The organism is Neptuniibacter sp. 1_MG-2023, assembly GCF_030547185.1.
In the GTDB taxonomy this organism is placed as follows: Bacteria; Pseudomonadota; Gammaproteobacteria; order Pseudomonadales; family Balneatricaceae; genus Neptuniibacter.
Genome location: NZ_JAUOQR010000005.1, coordinates 25517 through 45323, shown reverse-complemented (window position 1 = coordinate 45323; position 19807 = coordinate 25517). Strand labels below are relative to the sequence as shown.

The following is a 19807-nucleotide window of genomic DNA, read 5'->3' as shown; positions in this document are numbered from 1 at the left end:
TTCAAATAAAGCTACCGCGAGGTGAAAACCCACCTCGCGAGGGCTGCGACATCTCAAAACAGCATTTAACAGACTTTAGGGAGGGTCCGCTCAGGGCCACTTTGAAAATGAAAAGTACAGATACTAAAGAATTTATTCTTAAAACCAATTGTGTCGCAGGTAGTGGAATAGTCGCTGCCGTATCCTCTTTTCTATCTGAAAGAGGTTGTTATATCAGCGAAATGAACCAGTTTGATGATCCTGAAAGCGGTCAGTTTTTTATGCGTATGAGATTCCATGTGGAATCGGGAGAGTATGAATTAGATCAGCTTTCAGCAGAGTTTGTAGCTATCTCTGAAAAGTTCAAGATGGATTGGCGGATGGTGGCCGCGAATGCACCTACCAAGACATTGATCATGGTGAGTAAGTTTGATCACTGTTTGGATGATTTGATGTACCGCTTACACAAAGGTGAGATCAATATGGAGATCACCGCCATTGTTTCCAATCACAAAGATTTACGTCCAATGGCCGAGCGAGAGGGTATCCGCTTCATTCACTTACCAGTGACTAAAGATAATAAACCCGAACAGGAGCAGGCATTGCTAGACGTTGTTGAAGAAACCGGCACTGAGTTGGTTGTTTTAGCACGCTATATGCAGATCCTTTCCGATAATTTATGTAAAGAGTTGAGTGGCCGTGCAATTAATATTCACCACTCATTCCTACCCGGTTTTAAAGGGGCTAAGCCTTATCATCAAGCCCATACCCGCGGCGTTAAATTAATCGGTGCTACCGCCCACTATGTCACGTCGGACCTTGATGAAGGGCCTATCATTGAGCAGTCGGTTCAGCCGGTTGATCACACCTATAGCCCAGAAGCGTTGGTTGCTGTAGGTCGTGATACTGAAACTGTCGCACTGGCGCGCGCTGTTAAGCTGCATGTTGATCACCGAGTTTTCCTTGATGGCAACAAAACTGTTGTCTTTAAGTAGGAGAGGTAAGCATGACCGTGTTAATTAATGGCAAGCTGATTTCTCAGCAAGTGGTCGATAAAACAGCAGAGGAAGTGGTTACTTTTGTCGAGCGTTTCGGCATAGCGCCGGGGCTTGCTGTTGTGCTTGTGGGTGAAGATCCTGCGAGTCAGGTCTACGTGCGGAATAAAGTGAAGCGTGCTGAAGAGGTTGGAATTAGATCGCTGGAGTACAAGTTACCAGCTGATAGTTCACAGGAAACCTTAAACGATCTTATCCAAACACTTAATGCTGATCCTAGTGTGCATGGCATTTTGGTACAGCTGCCGCTGCCTAAGCATCTGAATGAAGAGGAAGTTCTATTAGCTATAGATCCTGCTAAGGATGTTGATGGCTTCCACCCTCTAAATGTTGGCGCATTAGCCTGCGGGGAGGCATCGCTTGTTCCCTGTACGCCTATGGGCTGCATGATTATGTTGGAACATGTACATCCGGACCTTAGTGGCAAACAGGCCGTAGTGATTGGTCGATCCAATATTGTTGGAAAGCCTATGGCTGCTCTGTTGTTACAAGCTAACTGCACGGTAACTATTGTTCATTCACGGACTAAAGATATCGAATCTATCTGTTCACAAGCAGATATTGTTGTGGCAGCTATAGGTCGTCCAGAAATGGTTAAAGCTAGCTGGATTAAACCAGGGGCTACCGTGATTGATGTAGGTATTAATGCCATAGAGCGGGACGGTAAACGTAAGCTTGTTGGTGATGTGGATTTTGCAGATGTTGAGCCTGTTGCCAGTGCTATAACCCCTGTTCCTGGTGGTGTTGGCCCTATGACGATTGCCTGCTTAATGAAAAACACAGTACAAGCCGCGCTAAATCAAGAGTTGAAACGTTAATCTGCTCTGGAATTATTCTCTTCGAGCAGGCTTTTTTTAAGCAGCGGGTACCCAAGTAAAAGCATATATCGAGCTAATAGATAACCTATTGATTCGATTTTCTCACTGAGCGATATGACATTTAAGGAGGGAGAGGAATGCCTTTCTCACTATTAAAATATGGTCTAAATAAAGATTATCCGTTTGAGCAGCATGCGGACTTACCTAAGCCGACCGAGCTAAAACCTCATTATGATGTCGTTATTATCGGCGGTGGGGGACATGGTGTAGCCACAGCGTATTACCTCGCTAAATATCACGGCATCACTAATGTTGCGATCTTGGAAAAGAGTTACTTAGGTGGGGGTAATACCGCCCGTAATACAGCGGTTATTCGTTCAAACTATCTCACCTCAGAAGGGGTTAAGTTTTACAGCGAATCGGTCAAACTCTTTAAGGAGTTATCTAATGAGTTTGATTTCAACATTATGTATTCGCAGCGAGGACAGCTGACACTTGCACATACTGATGCGGCGGTGCGCGGCTTTCGTCAACGCGCAGAAGTTAATAAGCATTTTGGTGGCAAGACTGAGCTGATTGACCCTCAACAGATAAGAGAGCTTGTACCGACCTTAAATATGAACCCAGCAGATATGCCTGTATTGGCAGGTTTGTGGCATATGGATGGTGCAACAGCTCGCCATGATGCGGTGGCTTGGGGCTATGCAAAGGGCGCCACACAACGAGGCGTTGAGTTACATCAGTTGACAGAGGTAACTGATGTTATTGTCCAGCAGGGCAAAGTTACGGGCGTTAAAACGAACCGCGGCAATGTGAGCTGTGGCTGTGTAGTGCAAGCGGTGGCGGGTCATAGTTCGCTTTTAGCTGCAAAAGCAGGCTTTAAAATGCCGATCACAACTTTCCCATTACAGGCGATGGTAACTCAGCCGGTTAAACCGTTTTTAGACCCACTCGTCAGTTCTCCATCCTTACATTGCTATGTTCAGCAAACCGGTCGTGGAGAGCTGGTCTTTGGTGGAGGTTCCGACCCTTATCCTTTGTATAGCACGCGATCGACCATGGATTTAAAAGAGAGCTTATTAGCTAATGCGGTCGAACTTTTCCCCTTTATGGCGAATATGCGTTTGATGCGTCAATGGGCCGGTTTAACGGATATGACATCCGATTACAGCCCGATTATGGGATTGAGTCCAGTGGACAACTACTACCTAGATGCGGGTTGGGGAACGTGGGGATTTAAATCGACCCCTATTTGCGGCAAATCAATGGCTGAGCTGGTGGCGAGTGGCGGCAAGGTGCCTGAGCTTATTAAGCCTTTTTCTATGGATCGTTTTAACGCGTTCCGCCAAGTTAACGAAATGGGCGCGACTGCGGCTAGCCACTGATTGGATGAGGTAAGAATTATGAAAATGATGAATTGCCCATTAAACGGGCTACGAAATATAAGTGAGTTTGTGCATGGGGGCGAGGTGAAAGAGATGCCTGATCCCAATAGTTGCAGTGATAAAGAGTGGGCTGATTACGTTTTCTTCTCTGACAATGCCATCTCTGTAGTAACCGAGTGGTGGTTGCATGCACCTTCTGGTTATTGGTTTATTGCTGAACGGCATACCGGAAGCGATGAAATTTTAAAAACCTATGACCCTTCAGTACTTTTTAGTGAACGTGTTGAGTTTAGTGCACCTGCGACGGAGGTTAAGGCATGAGTGATACCAATATGCGCTTAAATGCCCCAATGGGGTTGTTGCTTAATCGTAATGAGCAGGTTGAGTTTCTTTTTGAAGGGCAGCGTTATCAAGGTTATGCAGGTGATTGTATTGCCAGTGCATTATTAGCTAATGATCGTTGGTTGATGTCTCGTTCTTTTAAATACCATCGTCCTCGTGGGCCTTTAACTATGGCGGGGCAAGATGCCAATACCTTAGTGCAGCTCGGTGGTGATCCAAATGCGTTGGCAGATAGAACGGCCATTGCACCGAATATGCAGATCGAAGGGCAGAATTACAACGGTACTCTAGATAAAGACCGTGATGCTATTCTGGGTAATTTTGGCCGTTTTATGCCTGTAGGTTTCTACTATCGCTCATTTTTTAAACCTATGGGTGTTTGGGATAAATGGGAAGGTTATATTCGTGAAAAAGCGGGTTTAGGTAAGTTAGATCTGAACTTTAAGCCAGAATATTATGATAAAAAATATCTCTTCACCGATGTTATGGTGGTTGGCTCAGGCCCTGCGGGTTTAAGTGCTGCGCTTAAGGCAGCGGACGGTGGTGCTAAGGTTTTATTGGTTGAAGAGATGCCGTTAATGGGTGGCGCTTTAGCCTATAACCGTTTTGATATAGAGGGCATCACGGCTGATCGCTTACGTGCAGAACTGATCGCAAAAGTAGAAGAGCATGACAATATCACCGTTATGGTCGATACCGTGTGTAATGCATGGTTTACCGATAACTATTTACCTTTGATTCAAGGTAAGCGCCTATTCAAGGTGAGGGCCAAAGAGTGCATTATCGCCTCGGGTGCTTACGAACAGCACGTTGTATTCCGTAATAATGACCTTCCGGGTGTTGTTATGTGTAGTGCAGCTACGCGAATGATGAAGCTTTATGCCATTAAACCGGGTGAGAGCTCTGTTGTATTAACCGGTAATGATGATGGCTATTTGACGGCCTTAGAGCTTAGCGATCAAGGGGTGAATGTTAAAGCGGTCGTTGATATGCGTGAAGGTGTCGCAACGCCTCAGTTAATCGATGCTTTATCTGAACGGGGTATTAGCTTACATCAAGGTTATACCGTGTACGAAGCGCTTGCGGAAAAGGGCAATAAACGCATTAAAGGGGTAGATGTTCGTAAAATCACCGCTAAAGGTGAGGTCGGTAACGCCAGCCGTATTATTGACTGTGATCTGCTCTGTATGTCGGCCGGTTATATGCCTGCTTACCAGCTGTTATGCCAAGCAGGTGCACAGCTTAGTTATGCGGATGAGTTGGCTGAATTTACTTTGTCAAAGCTGCCGGAGCATCTACATATTGCCGGTTCCGTGAACGGTATACACCAGTTAGATTCAGTAGTCGCCGATGGGCAACGGGCTGCTCAGCTTGCTTTGAATAACTTAAATCTTAGTGATGAACTGCCTGGCAAAGTTAGCTGTAGTGTTAAGCCGAATTTTGATTGGCCGATCTTTAGCCATCCTAAAGGTAAAGACTTTGTCGATTTTGATGAAGATCTACAGGCGAAAGATATAGTTAATGCTACGCGTTTAGGTTATCGCGATGTACAGCTGGTTAAACGTTTCTCCACAGTGGGTATGGGGCCTTCACAAGGACGGCACTCTGCGCTACCGACGGCTCGTTTAGTTGCAAACTCAACAGATAGAACGGTAACTGAAACCGGTGTGACAACGGCCAGACCTCCGTTTGCGCCGGAGAAACTTGCACATATTGCCGGTCGTATATTTGATCCTTACCGTCGCACACCTATGCATCATCGACACCTTGAATTAGGGGCCAAAATGATCCCTGCAGGTAACTGGAGGCGTCCGGCCTTTTATGGTGATCCCAATAAGCGAGATGCGTGTATCCATGCGGAATCGGTACATGTGCGGAATAAAGTAGGTTTGATCGATGTTAGTACATTAGGGGGTATTGAGTTAAAAGGCCCTGATGCGGCAGAGTTTATGAATCGTATCTATACCTTTGCTTTTTTAAAGCAGCCAGTCGGTAAAACACGTTACGCCGTTTATACCAATGAGCATGGTGTCGTTATTGATGATGGTGTTGCCTGTCGAATAGCTGAGGATCACTTTTATGTGACCGCGACGACCAGTGGAGTCGATCGTGTGTACCGAGATATGACCAAGTGGAATGCTCAATGGCGTTTAGATGTAGATATTCTGAATGTGACTTCAGCTTATTGTGCCGTGAACTTAGCGGGGCCTGACGCTCGTAAAGTGCTAGAAAAGTTAGTCACAGATACCGACCTTTCGCCGGAAGGTTTTCCATTTTTGGCATACGGTGAAGCTGATGTAGCAGGTATTCCTGCACGCTTGCTCCGTGTGGGCTTTGTGGGTGAATTGGGGTATGAGATTCATGTGCCATCCCGCTACGGTGAAGCTTTATGGGATCTGCTGATGGAAGCGGGCGAAGCGTTTGATATCAAACCTTTTGGTGTTGAAACCCAACGTTTATTACGTCTTGAAAAAGGCCACGTTATTGTTAGCCAAGATACGGATGGAATGAGTCATCCAGGAGAGCTATCAATGAATTGGGCGGTTAATAGGAAGAAACCTTTCTTTGTTGGTTGTCGCTCAGTGGATATTGTTATGGCGCAGCCTCAAACACGTAAATTGGTCGGTTTTACTTTACCGGCAGAGAGTAAAAAACCTGAGGAGGGACATCTTGTATTAGAAGGTGATGGGATTACCGGTAATGTCACTTCATGTGAATACTCTCCAGCGATGAAGAAAATAGTGGGTTTGGCTTTTGCTGGTATTAATTCAAGCGAACCTGGCGACAAAATTAGTATCCGTGTTGATGGTCAGATTGTCGAAGCAGAGGTGGTTAGTCTGCCGTTTTATGATCCAAACAATGCAAGACAGGAGATGTAGTGATGGAAGAGATAACGAAGAACATTATTACGCCAGAGACTTATCTTGCCCGTAGCCCATTGTATAGAGTACATGAAGCAGCGGGTGCACACTTTGAAGCGTGCGCTTCTGCAGCTCAAGTTGTCTCTTATGGTGATCAGTCTGAACCTCTTACTGCCTTAATTGACCTGTCGGTACAGCATAGGTTTGGAATACGAGGCGCCAATGCTATAGCCGCGTTGAGTGCGGCGGGTTTATCGGTTCCGGAAAAGCCAAACCAATGTTTGAATTCAGCTAATGGTGAGACTGTATTGCGTCTTGGCAAAACTGAGTTTTGGGTATTAGGGGCGATGGAGAGCGGTACCTGCTCGGCGGATTCTAGTGCATTTGCCGATTGTTATCCGGTTTATTGCCAAGATAGTCATGCATGCTTACTACTGAGTGGTGAGCATCTGCCTGATATTATGGCCAAGCTTTGTGGTGTCGACCTGTCTGAATCGGCGTTTCCTAAAGGCTCTATAGCGCAAACCTCTGTCGCAAGAATTAATGCGATTATCAGTCATCTACCGGATAAAGAAGGTACTCACTTTGTCATTTTGTGTGATAGCGCAGCGGCTGAATACCTTTGGGCTTGTCTGTTGGATGCAATGGATGAGTTTGGAGGTAAAGCAGCGGGTCTGAATTATCTTTTTTAAACTTAGGTTTTAAGTACTGCTTGTTAAAAATAAATTAGTAACCCCTTGGCAATTTATACATGTTGTTGAGGTGGATCTATTACCCCCAAATCGATTACTGGTTCCCAGCTGATGTCGATTTAACCCCCAACCGGCGCTCTGCCTCTGTGCATAGTGTCGGTTTTTTTATGTCTGCCATTTTATTTTTAAAAACCTACCCCTTTTGGGGTACCCAATGAAGAGAATTGTGTTGGCGTGGCTAATGGTAAATATTGTTCCTATTGAAACCTTAATTAATCGTCACCAGAAGGTGGCGGTAAATCTTAATTGGATTGTTACTTGGAGGTCATTATGGAGCCTGAAAGTGTTTCTGTTGTTACAAGTAAGCCTATTTATAGATCTGAGATAAGTGATGCTCCTTGTGCTTATAGCCTGTTTATTTGTGAACAATTAAGCACTGCTTTTTCAGACCTATATCAGAGCAAAACCGTAGCTAAAAGAGACCTTGTTGATGACGGGGATCTAGAAAGTGTTAAGGATCAATTAGTGACGTTGTTAGCCGATGCACCTGCGGCCACCTTGGTTTACTTATCAGGTACAGAAAAGTACATGTGGTTAGTGGGGGAGCAGTTAAAAGCTTTAGGCGTGACAGAAGATCAGATGGTTATGCTGCCGCCTTTGAATACGGAACGTAGTGTTTTTTGCTGCCACTGTTATACGGTAACCGATCATGTAGTAACAGCCCCAGCAACCTGCGCAGGATGCGGAAAACTGTTAGCTGTTACCGATCATTTTGCTAAATCACATGCCGCGTATTTTGGTTATCAAGTCAATGCAGAAAACGCGACTGAGATCCCAGAAAGTGTGGAGTTAAGCTAATGAGTAATCAAATAAAAGTAGAAGTAGCCAGTATTTGCCAAGTAGCTCCAACCATCCGCGAATTTACCTTAGAAGCTATAGATGATGAGCTCTATCCTTTTTCGCCGGGTGCACATGTTGTTGTTGAGATGCCGAGCGCAAAGAAGATATATAAAAACGCATACTCCCTGTTGAGTGACCCTGCGGATACCAATCGTTACCGTATAGCGGTTCGTTTACAGGAGACGTCTAGGGGCGGCTCTATCTATATGCATGAGCAGGTAAAGGTTGGCGATCAATTACTAATTAGCCCACCTTCAAATTTGTTTTCTCCCTTCTGGCTAGCTAAAAAACACTTGATGTTAGCTGGGGGCGTTGGGGTGACACCGTTTATGTCATATATCCCTGAAATGCTTCGTCGTAACACTGATTTTGAACTTCATTATATGTATCGCAGTTTGCAAACAGGCGCTTATAAAAATGAGCTTTCTGAGCAGTTAGGCGATAAGTACTTTGGTTATGACTCTGACCGTCATACGCGCTGTGATGTGACAGAACTCTTAAGCCAGCAGCCTTTAGGCACGCATATCTATATTTGTGGCCCCGAATCGTTAATTCAGGCGGTGGAGGAGGCAGCACAAACCTTAGGCTTACCTGCCAGTGTTATTCATTCAGAAGAGTTTGCGGCACCTAAACCAGGGATGCCCTTTATTGCTGAAATTAAATCCAGTGGGAAGCAAGTAGAAGTCAGTGCTGAAGATAGCTTGCTAGAAGCGCTAGAAGCATCGGATATTTCCGTACCTAACTTATGTCGAGGCGGCGTTTGTGGTCAGTGTGTTTGTACTGTTGAAGAGGGCGATATAGATCACCGTGATCAATACCTCTCGGACGATGAGAAAGCAGCAGGTAACGCAATTATGCCCTGTGTCTCTCGTGCTGCGGGTGAACGTCTGGTCTTAGATATTTAAGGAGAACTAATAATGCGAGTTGCACCCAAAGAAGTTGAAACGTTCCGTGATGATTTTACCTACTCAAACAGCCCTGAGGCGATAAAACGTTTTCCTTTTCCCTTTCCTGAAGATGAGTACCGCTATTCCGTTAATATGGAGCCACATACTCCGAAAGGTGGTGAGGGCTCAGCCTATGAGCATTTTCTTGATATTGATGAGCACTACCTATCAGAAATGACTGAGCGCAAGTTAGTACTTGATGCTATGCCCCATCGTTGTCTTGCGATGGATCATATGGAGCTTGCGTGTTGGGATATGCTTGAGCGGTTAATGACGTCTTTAGCTGAGGACTACTCTGATTACTTCAAACTGACCATTGAGGGTGATCAGTGGACATGGGAAAATAAACTACTCAATATTCACGATACTTTTACCTTTGGTGATAGTAGTACGTTACCTAAACCACCGCTGGAATATATTGGTTGTCAGGTACAGGGTGACTTTGCGCTTTTAGATCAGCGCGATGGCGATCTTTTTCTCGATGCAGGAATGGTCACTTGTCCAGCAGATTGGTCGCTCGCGTTTGATGCTGGTATGAGCTTCAAGGAGTGGCATGGTCCTGTACCCATGGCTCACAACGAAGGTATTTTTGAGCGCGCATTGAAATATCTGACGGCCATGCAAGTGGGGAGTCCCATCCGCCGTCTAAACTGGACATTAACCGTCAATGCTCGGATGGACACTTCGCCTGAGACTTATCATGAGTGGGGCCATGAAAGGACCTCTGTGACACCCGATAACGTAGGTGAAAAAGTTTATCTGCGTGTTGAGGTACAAGTGATGGATCGCATGCCGCGCAGTAATGCACTGATGTTTATTATCCGTACTTATCTGATTAGCTTGGAGGATATTGCCACTAATCCAGAATGGGCAAAACGGATGCATCGGACGATGAAAACACTACCCGCACCGTTGATCGAGTATAAGGGATTAAGCCGTTATCATTCGATGGTGGTTGATTACCTATCTCAATTTGATCCTGCTAATTAATCAGGATCTCCATTATAGCCCTCTTTTGAGGGCTCTATTATAAAGAAAAAATGCGTCTATCAAGGCGATTAGTGATGGGCTGAAGAGCTGATCTATTTCTATCTGTATGAAAGAATATTTATTTAGAGGGTGAACTCAATGGGATGGGTCTATTTAGCGATAGCTGGATTGATAGAGTGTGGTTGGGCTATAGGTTTAAAGTATAGCGATGGCTTTACAAAGTTGTGGCCTTCATTGATAAGCGCAGTGCTTGTAGTTGTGAGTTTAGGTCTCTTATCTGTCGCTATGCGTACTATTCCTGTTGGTACAGCTTATGCTGCATGGTCAGGGATTGGTGCTGTGTCTTTAGCGACTTATGGGATTTTCTTTCTTGGGGAATCTGGCAGTATCACACGTATTATCTGTATATTACTGATTGTAGCGGGTATCGCAGGGCTTAAGTTTTTTGAGTGAGAATGTTTTTATCAATACTGGGGAATAAACATTGAAAGAGATTAAAGTGGATCTGGTTGATTACACATGTAATCAAGACACTAAGGATATGATGGATCTGCTGGCGTGCTATGCGCTCGATATTATGGGGGGAGGTGATCCTCTCAGTGAATATACTAAGGTTAACTTGGCGTCGGAATTAGCTAAGTTGCCTCACGCCTTCTCTTTTATCTGTTACGTGGATAAGAAGCCAGCTGGTCTTATCAATTGCTTCGATGCTTTCTCTACCTTTAAGTGTAAACCCGTTATCAATATCCACGATGTAATTGTGCTGCCAGAGTATAGAGGCTTAGGGCTTAGCCAAATAATGCTAAAAAAAGTGGAAGAGATGGCTAAATATAAAGGTTGCTGCAAACTTACACTTGAAGTTCTCGAGGCTAATCAGCCCGCACAAGCAGCCTATACAAAATTCGGGTTTTCTGGTTATGAGTTAAATCCTAAGATAGGTAAGGCCCTTTTTTGGGAAAAAACACTTTAATAGACCTCTCTCCTATTTAGCTGAACCTAAGTTCAGCTACCTTTCTCGCGCCATATAAAGTATGCAAAATAAAGTAATGTTGATCACATATTAAAACCTATTCATGAAAAAGTTTTATGCTAATGTTAAGTGGGCTTATAAGTTGTCCCTTAATGTTAGCCTTACTCAAGTGTGTAGGAGGTGTTATGTCTGACCGTAATCAGAGTGAAATCCCACAGGAAGCGTTCGATTGGTATGATGATTATGCCCATGGAGGTATGGATCGCCGCACCTTTTTGAAAAAGTTAGGAACATTAACGGCTGTTGGTTACTCAATGACTGTATTGACCTCTGCGTTATTACCTAACTATGCCTTAGCTGAACAGGTCTCTTTTAATGATCCTGAAATATTGGCGACTTATGAAACCTTTGATTCGCCTTTAGGCCACGATGAAGGGCAGGGTTACTTAGTGGTACCTAAAAACATCTCAGGGCCGTTGCCTGTTGTGTTGGTTATCCATGAGAATCGAGGTCTTAATCCCTATATTAAAGATGTTGCTCGCCGTTTAGCTAAAGCTGGTTTTATCGCCTTTGCGCCGGATGCTCTGTTTCCTTTAGGCGGCTACCCAGGAAATGATGATGAGGGTAGGGCGATGCAGAAAAACCTTGAGCGTTCGAAAATAGAACAGGATTTTTTAGCCGCGGCTAAATTTATCAAAGCCCATCCGAACAGTAATGGCCATCTCGGCGCGGTAGGGTTTTGTTTTGGCGGTTATATTGTGAACTATTTAGCAGCCGTTGAATCTAATCTCCTTTCTGCAGGCGTGCCGTTTTATGGCACGCCTGCAGCAGCGGAACTAAGAGAGAATATTAAAGCGCCGTTGTTGGTTCAATTAGGTGAGTTGGATGAACGGGTTAATAAGACGTGGCCTGATTATGAAAAAGACCTGAAGCGTTTACATGTTCCTTATGAAGTACATGTTTATAAAGGCGCTAATCATGGCTTCCATAATGACTCAACTGCTCGGTATGATAAGCCAAATGCTGAGTTAGCATGGCAACGAACCATCGAATTTTTCCAAAACAAGTTAAGTTAGTTTAGCTTATTAAGATAATCGTAAAGGTAAAATAAAAATGATAAAAGTAAGTGTGATGTACCCAAATAGTTCAGATGCGAAGTTTGACATGGATTACTACAATTCAACCCATGCACAACTTGTATTAGACCGTTTAGGCGATACGCTAAAGAGCTTTACAGTTGATGCTGGTATCGCTGGTGGAGCACCAGGTGAGGCCGCTGGGTTTATTGCTATGGGGCATTTGATATTTGATTCTGTGGATGCATTTGAAGCCGCGTTTGGTCCTCATGCTGAAGAGTTGTTAGGTGATATACCTAATTTTACTAATGTGCAGCCTCAGGTTCAGATTAGTGAAATTAAGCGTTAAGTAATCTCTACATTAACGCTTTTTTTGTATAAGCCTGATCTGAACTTAAATGTCCAATCAGGCTTTTTTTAACAGAGTAGCTTAGAGTTTAATCGTAAAGTGTTTAAATACTTTCTCTTCTATCTCCCAAACTCCAGTAAAGCCAGCTTCAATAACAAAAGAGTCTCCAGGCAATAGCGTAACGCTCTCTTCGCCATCGGGTGTTATTGTTACTTTACCTTCAATAAGATGGATATATTCCCAGCTTTTGTATTCAGCTCGGTAGCTACCTTCTGTTGCTTCCCAACATCCCGCAATCATACTGCCATCTTCTGATGTGTATTCGATCCAGGTTTTCATCGTAGGTGTGCCAGATATTTTTTCCCAGCCTTCTAAATCTGTATCAATAGAGGTCACTGTTTTATCGATAATCTTTTTTATGTAGCTCATTGTGTGATTCTCATAAATTTTAAGTGTTGGCGAATGTCTTTCCTGTACAGAAAGGCAACCTAGGGAGTGCGCTATTCATAGGTTGCTTTGTTTTTACTGTACGTTGCGAGTCCTGTTATTTAGCCCGCTTTTTTTACTTCCATGGTCTCTGATAGATAGGCCTCTAATGAATCATCCAAAGCGTCAATCCATGGTGTATGGTGTGGAGGAGACATAGTGCCGGTCATCAATGAGCGGTATGAGTGATCACGGAAAGTCATGATGTTTTCTTTCTTATGGTGTTTCCATTCAAGGAAGGTCTGTCTAACACCTTCAATATCGAAGGTTGGGTAATCGGTTGCTTCGATCAGTTCTAGAATGTAATCCCCTTGGAAAGTGAACATATCTTCAGCTGTTTCTTGAAGGAGTTCCCGTTCGCGCCACTCCATTGAGTTTTTGGTCATCTCCTCTTTGGATGGCAGAGGGATTCTGTCCATAATAATGTCGCGGACATACCAGGCCTGAGCATCAAACATATTGAATGTGTACCACTGATCTTGCATGCCGAGGTAGAACATCTGCGGATTATTTTCCCAGACAACACCTTTATAGAGATCTAAAGGCCATAGGCGATTGTCTGTTTTAAGGCGAAGGTCTTCAGGTAAAAATGGGAAATGGTGGAGGTAGCCGGTGCATAGAATAATAGCGTCGATCTTGTCTGAACTGCCGTCTTCAAAGTAAGCGGTGTCTGTATCAACATGAAGGAGATTGGATTTCTCTTCCCAATTTTCAGGCCATTTATAACCCATAGGATTTGTTCTATAGCAGCTAATGAGTTTTTTTGCGCCGTATTTATAGCATTGTGAACCTATATCTTCGGCGGAGTAGCTACTACCCACAAGGAGGATTGTTTTATCTTTAAACTCTAAGGCATCGCGGAAGTCGTGAGCATGGAGTATACGCCCGCCAAATTTCTGGAACCCTTCAAATTCAGGCACCCGAGGTGTAGAAAAATGGCCCGAGGCACAGATCACATAATCAAACTCTTCGGTATAAACTTCATCGGCATTATGGTCATGTACTGTGATAGAGAAAGTCGAAGTATCAGAGTTAAAGATAACGTCGCGTACAGGGGTATTAAAGCGGATGTAATCACGTACCCCAGCTTTTTCTACACGGCCTTTAATGTAATCCCACAATACCTCACGAGGAGGGTAGGATGCGATCGCTTTACCGAAATGTTCTTCAAAGCTGTAATCTGCAAATTCTAAACACTCTTTAGGTCCGTTAGACCATAAATAGCGATACATGCTGCCATGTACAGGCTCACCATTTTCATCGAGTCCTGTCCTCCAAGTGTAGTTCCAAAGGCCGCCCCAATCGCTTTGTTTTTCAAAACAAACGATATCTGGAATCTCGGCTCCTTTTGCTTGTGCAGATTGGAAGGCTCTAAGTTGTGCTAGCCCACTTGGGCCTGCACCGATAATGGCAATGCGTTTAGTCATAAGTTTCTCCATGAAACGTCAGAATCAATGAGGAGGCTGTTGTTGATACAGCGTTATGATCTAAATTAATCAGCTTTTGGGGTTTGGAACATTCCCTTCTGTGGGTAATCAAAAAGGGGTAAGACGGTAGATATAAGTTGTCATCAGGGTTTTGGGACTGTTATTTTGTGTTTATTCAAACTGGAACACAAAGCCTTCTACGCCTAGAATCATGCCGCTTTCAGAATAGAGTCCGCGTCCTTTTTCTTTGACAGTGATGCACTTACCGTTTGCTTGGTTTAAACGATATTGCAGCTCAAAAACCTGTTGGGTTTGTAGGCAAAACTGTACTTGATTCCACACATAACCTGCATCCTCTTCGTGGATTAATTCGCCATAGGATATTTGTGGTTGGTTGATAAGCTCTTCAGAACTAAGGCCTGTGAGTTCTTTGCAGCCGCTACTCACATATTCCATGCTCCAACTGGTATTATTTCGAGAACGGTAAAGCATGGCAGGTAAACGGTTTACTAAGCTTTGCAAACTTCGGTGGCTGGCGTTACGTATCTGTTCGTTACGGATCTGAGGAGTAATGTCACAAAGGGTTGCACTGAGCGGGTAATGTTCATTAGGTCTCAGTTGTTGCACTCTCATTTCGCACCAATGAATATTGCCATCGGCGCTAATGATCCGGAACCAAACGAGCTCGCTTCCATGGCTATTGAAAACTTTACGAATAATGTCGTTCCAGATTTTTACATCTTCAGGGTGAAGGAAGTCCGTAAACAGTAAATTATGGGAGCTGCTGGCGGCGACGCCGGTGATTTTTTCCCAGCAGGTATTTACTAGAGATATGCGGTGGTTTTGATCGATGATCATAACTACATCGCCAAGGCTGTTGAATAAGGTCTCATGAAGATTGCTGTCATCAAGATTAAAGCTGTTGTCCTTATTAAAAACAGATTGAGGCCATTTTAGTAAGTTCATGGGATTAATCCTTATCCAGATCAAAATGCTCTTTCGCGTTATTTGTATGGGCCCAGGCTGCTAACTCTAAACGTGAATGAAGGTTTAGTTTTCTTAATAGGTTTTTTACGTAGACTTTGACGGTGCCATCACTGATACCTAATTCTCGGGCGATCAGCTTGTTATTAAGTCCTTGGGCAATATAGGACAACGTTTCTAGTTCGCGCTCGGTCATTTCCGAAAAGATGGCATCCGCTTGATTAACCTCTGTTTCGTGAGTTTCGCGTAGCTGGTGGGCTAATGAGGTTACCGCGTCTTCGTTGAGGGCGGTCTGGCCATTGAGAACATTGACCAAATGTTTAATGATCTCATCGGGTGGGGTATCTTTTTGTAGATATCCATTTGCACCACTTTTCAAGGCGGAAAAAAGCTGATCATGATCGCTACAGGCGGTTAAGATAATAATTTTTAGTTGATCATCTGTTTTGCGGATGAGCTGTAATATATCTAGACCGCTGGTTTCAGGCATTTGTAAATCAAGCAATAGAATATCTGGATAAAGGTCATCCAATTGTTCTAAAAGGTCGGTTGCGCCATCAAACTCGGCAATAACATTAAATTGCTCGCTGTCATTTAGCAGCTCTACTACCCCCCGCCGAAACAAAGGGTGGTCATCTACTACAATCACTGAATGTATGGGATTACTCATGGTTATCTCCAACCTTCAATGTGAGTATGACCTGTGTTCCTTGGTTGGGATGGGGTTGGATAAGGAGTCGTGCATCAATTCGTTCTGCTCGTTCATGCATGATTTTTAAGCCAAAGCTGTCGTTACGTGCGTTTTTGGTATCTAAACCTATACCGTTATCTTCTATAAATATCTCTATTTGCGTACTTAATGTTTCTTTAATGACAATACGTGCGTGGGTGGCGTGTGAGTGCCTGACGATGTTGGAGAGGCACTCTCTAACGATATAAAGCAGCTGCATAGATTGTTTAGGGCTTGTGATATTTTTCTTTAGCCGGTTGTCGTATTCAAAAACAATAGCTGATTGCTGTTCAAATTCTGATACAGAATCGGAAATCGCCTGGGTTAAATTATCGCCCTTCATTGATAAACGTGATGAGGTGATTAATTCTCGTGTTTGACGGTAGGCATAATGGGTATAAGCCGCCAGATCTTCTGTGACGGGCTTTAATTCATGGTAGGTATTGCTTTGGCAGAGGCTATCTAGCTTAGCGCTTTTAATTCTTAAATAACCGAGTACTTGTGCTAGAGAATCATGTAGTTCCGCTGCATGGATGGCACGTTCTGATGTAACCGCTTTACTTATCTTTTTCTCTTGCTGCGCCCATGCTGAAAAGCCTTTTTTTAAAGCGTTTTCTACGGCAGTGAGCTTCCAGCGGACCTGGTTAGCGCTAGGTACTTTATTGGGGAAGATAGCTAATAGCCAAATATTCATCTCTTTACTTTCAGTTAATTTATAACCATAGAGCGGTTCGGGAAAACAGTGGTTAGATAGCGCATCTAGATAGAGTGTGTCGTGGATTAAATCATTGTGCCCATTAGTAAAAAAACGATGTAACGCATGCAGTATTTTACTGTGTGGGGTGCTATCAGATGGATGGTGGACAAAGGTTTCTGCGGTACTCGGTGAACTGAATACTATCTTTAGGCGGCACTGCTCATCGGCTGAAAAGCTTTGGCTTAGTTGTGCTTCAAGCTTCTTTAATAAGGGAGGTAAGGTTTTATTGATTTCGTCAGTTGTTGCTATATCAAAAGCAATATCGCCTAGGGAAAACAGATCCTCACTTACAGGATTGGATGGTTGGCTGGGGTTTTCAGTGTAAGCGTTAAAAAATTGTTCTAGCCATGTTTTGATGTTTATCGCCATATGTCCTCCCCTTGATTCCAATCGTTTGTGTTGAGGTCGCTTTCCCCACTCTCTGGTTAAGCAGTATTTATGCCACTTGAATGCCTGTTACCGCAATTACCCCCAATGGAGTATGCCTTCAAGAGGATTGTTTGAATTCTAGTGATGGTAAATATTTATAACCACCAGGAATTATAAAAAAGACAACATTCGATTGAGATATGCGTGCACTAGAGTCGACCTTTAATAGACCCAGCGCACCAATCTTGAACTTTAAAAGACGGTTTTAGTAAGGGTGTGGAGATGTTAGTAAATCAGAAAAATGATCTGCCGGATGCTTGCTATCTTAATATGCAAAATGACAATAGCGTTCGATTATTTCGTGTTGAGGCCCATCAAGCCATCCGATTAGATCTGAAAAGGGGCGATCATTTTCAGATTTTTAGCCAAGATGGTGAGCAGTTGGCGGAACTGATTGTGCGGGATCGTCGAGGCTCGTCTGCAAATCACCTTTTAGCAACAGCCTTAGATTTAGATGGGGTTAGTGGCTTACCTGCTGAGGGTATCAATGCTCAAATTGCTGAGAATAAATTGGCAGGGCAGGCGTTACAGGCGCAACTCAAGGGTTGGGGTATTAATGATTATCATCTATCTCAGGTGATCTCCGTTGGAGCCGAAAGAGTAGGGGAGGGGCAAAGTACGACACCCGAGCCTACATACTTTGAGGCCTTAGATGATATCAATATTATCGTTGCAGCCGCTGGTTTATCTATGCCAATAGAGGGCCATGTACCGGTTACTGAGTTAGAAGTTAAAGTTAATTATTTAGATGCATCAGCAGCATTACTTCCTGAACCTTTGGCACCATCTCAATTGGAACTGCGTATTCCCCGTGCAAGTGCACGTGTCTATGAAGTTAAAGCGGGAGAGTGGATCCAAATTATTGATGTTGCGGGTAAGCAGTGTTCAGATTTTTTAGCTTTTGATAAAGCGGCGTTAGAGCAAGGGGAAGAGTTAGCTCTCGATGCTGTTGCGACTCGGACCCTGTTAGGTATGAGTAATCCTCAACCAGGTATCCATTCCCGTTTTTTAGGGGCCGATATGCAATCAATGGTCGAGGTGGTACAAGATACTGTTGGTCGCCACGATAGTTTTTTAATGGCCTGTAATCCGAAATATTATGAAGATAGCGGTTATTTTGGACACATTAGCTGTAGTGATAATTTCAACCGTGTATTGGCTCCATATAAGGTTAAGCCACGTCCAGCTTGGCCTGCAATAAACTTCTTTTTTAATACCCATGTTGAACCGTGCGGATCGGTATCAATGGATGAGCCTTGGTCTCGAGCCGGAGATTACGTATTGCTACGTGCCACCCGTGATCTGATCTGTGCATCATCAGCTTGCCCCGATGATATTGACCCGGCTAACGGTTGGCAGCCTACTGATATTCATGTGCGAATTTACTCCGCTGATAATCATTTCCCTCGTTCTATCGCTTACCGGACCTCTCCTCAGGAGCTACCACGTATGACTAAAACAACAGGCTTTCACAGTCGTGTTTCTGCACTGACTAAACAGATGACTGAGTACCGTGGGTACTGGGTCGCTTCGGAGTATGAGGGATGGGGGGCTCAAGCTGAATATTTAGCCTGTCGGGAACGGGTAGCCGTAATTGATTTAACGCCTCTTAGAAAGTTTGAGGTGACAGGGCCAGATGCTGAAGCCTTTTTACAATTTGCTTTAACACGAAATGTTAGGCGCTTAGCTATTGGTGAGATCGCGTACTCTGCTATCTGCCATGAAACGGGTGGAATGATTGATGATGGCACTATCTTTCGTATGGGTGAACAAGCCTTTAGATGGGTTTGTGGTGATCCGTACACCGGCTTGTGGTTAAAGAATCAAGCGCAAGAGCAAGGTTATAAAGTAAGTGTTAGGAACTCCACTGACCAATTACATAATATCGCAGTTCAAGGCCCGAAAAGTCGTGAGTTATTGAGCCAGATTATTTGGGCGCCTGAATGTCAGCCGAGTATGGATACTCTTGCTTGGTTTCATTTCATGATTGGTCGATTAGGTGGGCCCGATGGCATCCCTGTAATGGTGTCCCGCACAGGTTATACCGGTGAATTAGGGTTTGAGGTTTGGTGTCACCCGGATGATGCCGAAGCGGTTTGGGATCAAGTATGGGAGACAGGTCAGCCATACAAAATTGCACCTTTAGGTTTTGACGCTTTAGATATGTTGCGTATTGAAGCGGGCTTAATCTTTGCTGATCACGAGTTTTGTCCTGAAACTAACCCTTATGAAGCGGGTATAGGTTTTACCGTACCAATGAAAACTAAAGCGGAGAACTTTATTGGCCGTGAGGCGATGGCCCGTCAAACACCAGAAAGTCGACAACGCTTAGTTGGCTTGGTACTGCAAGGGAATGAGCCGGTGGCTCATGGGGATCTTATCTATCACGGTCGTTTTCCTGTCGGCGTAGTGACCAGCGCTACTACATCGCCCTTATTAAGCAAACAGATCGCACTTTGTCGCGTTGCGCCAGATTTTGCAGCACCTGAAACACTTTTAGAGGTCGGCAAGTTAGATGGCCTCCAGAAACGGCTGCCCGGAGAGGTGGTTGGACTTCCTTTTTATGATCCCGAACGAACGCGTGTTCGTTCATAAATTCACGTTATTTGAAAACGCATTTTAACTAATTG

Annotated in this window: 19 protein-coding genes; 14 read left to right on the top strand and 5 right to left on the bottom strand. The window is 44.1% G+C overall.

What is annotated here, in order from left to right:
- Positions 1-107 precede the first annotated feature (107 nt).
- The 13 genes from purU (at position 108) to Q4492_RS07505 (ending at position 12364) form a co-directional block, all read left to right on the top strand.
- Positions 108-974, top strand: coding sequence for a formyltetrahydrofolate deformylase (purU, locus tag Q4492_RS07565; protein ID WP_303416637.1), 867 nt, complete (start codon positions 108-110; stop codon positions 972-974).
- Between the two features lie 11 nt (positions 975-985).
- A complete protein-coding gene (gene folD, locus Q4492_RS07560) occupies positions 986-1852 on the top strand; it encodes a bifunctional methylenetetrahydrofolate dehydrogenase/methenyltetrahydrofolate cyclohydrolase FolD (protein ID WP_303416636.1) in 867 nt (288 codons plus the stop codon).
- Between the two features lie 137 nt (positions 1853-1989).
- Positions 1990-3237, top strand: coding sequence for an FAD-dependent oxidoreductase (locus Q4492_RS07555; protein ID WP_303416635.1), 1248 nt, complete (start codon positions 1990-1992; stop codon positions 3235-3237).
- Between the two features lie 18 nt (positions 3238-3255).
- Complete coding sequence (locus Q4492_RS07550) at positions 3256-3558, top strand: sarcosine oxidase subunit delta (protein ID WP_067866880.1); 303 nt, start codon at positions 3256-3258, stop codon at positions 3556-3558.
- Positions 3555-6458 (top strand): 2Fe-2S iron-sulfur cluster-binding protein, encoded by a 2904-nt coding sequence (locus Q4492_RS07545; RefSeq protein ID WP_303416634.1) that lies wholly within the window; start codon positions 3555-3557, stop codon positions 6456-6458. Before Q4492_RS07550 ends, Q4492_RS07545 begins: the two co-directional genes overlap by 4 nt.
- Before the next feature lie 2 nt (positions 6459-6460).
- Complete coding sequence (locus Q4492_RS07540; protein WP_303416633.1) at positions 6461-7132, top strand: sarcosine oxidase subunit gamma; 672 nt, start codon at positions 6461-6463, stop codon at positions 7130-7132.
- Between the two features lie 330 nt (positions 7133-7462).
- Positions 7463-7990 carry a dimethylamine monooxygenase subunit DmmA family protein gene (locus Q4492_RS07535; protein WP_303416632.1) on the top strand — a complete coding sequence of 176 codons (528 nt, stop codon included), beginning with the start codon at positions 7463-7465 and terminating at the stop codon, positions 7988-7990.
- Entirely contained in the window at positions 7990-8937 is a 948-nt protein-coding gene (locus tag Q4492_RS07530) for a PDR/VanB family oxidoreductase (RefSeq protein ID WP_303416631.1), read from the top strand. Before Q4492_RS07535 ends, Q4492_RS07530 begins: the two co-directional genes overlap by 1 nt.
- 12 nt (positions 8938-8949) lie before the next feature.
- On the top strand, positions 8950-9969 hold the full coding sequence (locus Q4492_RS07525) for a DUF3445 domain-containing protein (RefSeq protein WP_303416630.1): 1020 nt from the start codon (positions 8950-8952) through the stop codon (positions 9967-9969).
- Between the two features lie 138 nt (positions 9970-10107).
- Positions 10108-10422 carry a multidrug efflux SMR transporter gene (locus tag Q4492_RS07520; RefSeq protein ID WP_303416629.1) on the top strand — a complete coding sequence of 105 codons (315 nt, stop codon included), beginning with the start codon at positions 10108-10110 and terminating at the stop codon, positions 10420-10422.
- A 31-nt stretch (positions 10423-10453) separates the two neighbouring features.
- Complete coding sequence (locus tag Q4492_RS07515; protein WP_303416628.1) at positions 10454-10939, top strand: GNAT family N-acetyltransferase; 486 nt, start codon at positions 10454-10456, stop codon at positions 10937-10939.
- A 185-nt stretch (positions 10940-11124) separates the two neighbouring features.
- Positions 11125-12015 (top strand): dienelactone hydrolase family protein, encoded by an 891-nt coding sequence (locus tag Q4492_RS07510; RefSeq protein WP_303416627.1) that lies wholly within the window; start codon positions 11125-11127, stop codon positions 12013-12015.
- A 37-nt stretch (positions 12016-12052) separates the two neighbouring features.
- Entirely contained in the window at positions 12053-12364 is a 312-nt protein-coding gene (locus Q4492_RS07505) for an EthD family reductase (protein WP_303416626.1), read from the top strand.
- A gap of 81 nt (positions 12365-12445) precedes the next feature.
- Here Q4492_RS07505 and Q4492_RS07500 read toward each other — a convergent pair whose 3' ends face one another.
- The 5 genes from Q4492_RS07500 to Q4492_RS07480 all read right to left on the bottom strand — a co-directional run bounded on the left by Q4492_RS07500 (position 12446) and on the right by Q4492_RS07480 (position 17117).
- A complete protein-coding gene (locus tag Q4492_RS07500) occupies positions 12446-12793 on the bottom strand; it encodes a cupin domain-containing protein (protein ID WP_303416625.1) in 348 nt (115 codons plus the stop codon).
- 119 nt (positions 12794-12912) lie between these two features.
- Positions 12913-14277 (bottom strand): NAD(P)-binding domain-containing protein, encoded by a 1365-nt coding sequence (locus Q4492_RS07495; RefSeq protein ID WP_303416624.1) that lies wholly within the window; start codon positions 14275-14277, stop codon positions 12913-12915.
- 171 nt (positions 14278-14448) lie between these two features.
- Positions 14449-15243: a PAS domain-containing protein gene (locus Q4492_RS07490; RefSeq protein WP_303416623.1), complete on the bottom strand. Its 795-nt coding sequence runs from the start codon at positions 15241-15243 to the stop codon at positions 14449-14451.
- A 4-nt stretch (positions 15244-15247) separates the two neighbouring features.
- Positions 15248-15931, bottom strand: coding sequence for a response regulator transcription factor (locus Q4492_RS07485; RefSeq protein WP_303416622.1), 684 nt, complete (start codon positions 15929-15931; stop codon positions 15248-15250).
- Complete coding sequence (locus tag Q4492_RS07480) at positions 15924-17117, bottom strand: sensor histidine kinase (protein WP_303416621.1); 1194 nt, start codon at positions 17115-17117, stop codon at positions 15924-15926. Before Q4492_RS07480 ends, Q4492_RS07485 begins: the two co-directional genes overlap by 8 nt.
- 282 nt (positions 17118-17399) lie before the next feature.
- Here Q4492_RS07480 and Q4492_RS07475 point away from each other — a divergent pair, with 282 nt between their 5' ends.
- On the top strand, positions 17400-19772 hold the full coding sequence (locus tag Q4492_RS07475; protein ID WP_303416620.1) for a DUF1989 domain-containing protein: 2373 nt from the start codon (positions 17400-17402) through the stop codon (positions 19770-19772).
- Positions 19773-19807 lie beyond the last annotated feature (35 nt).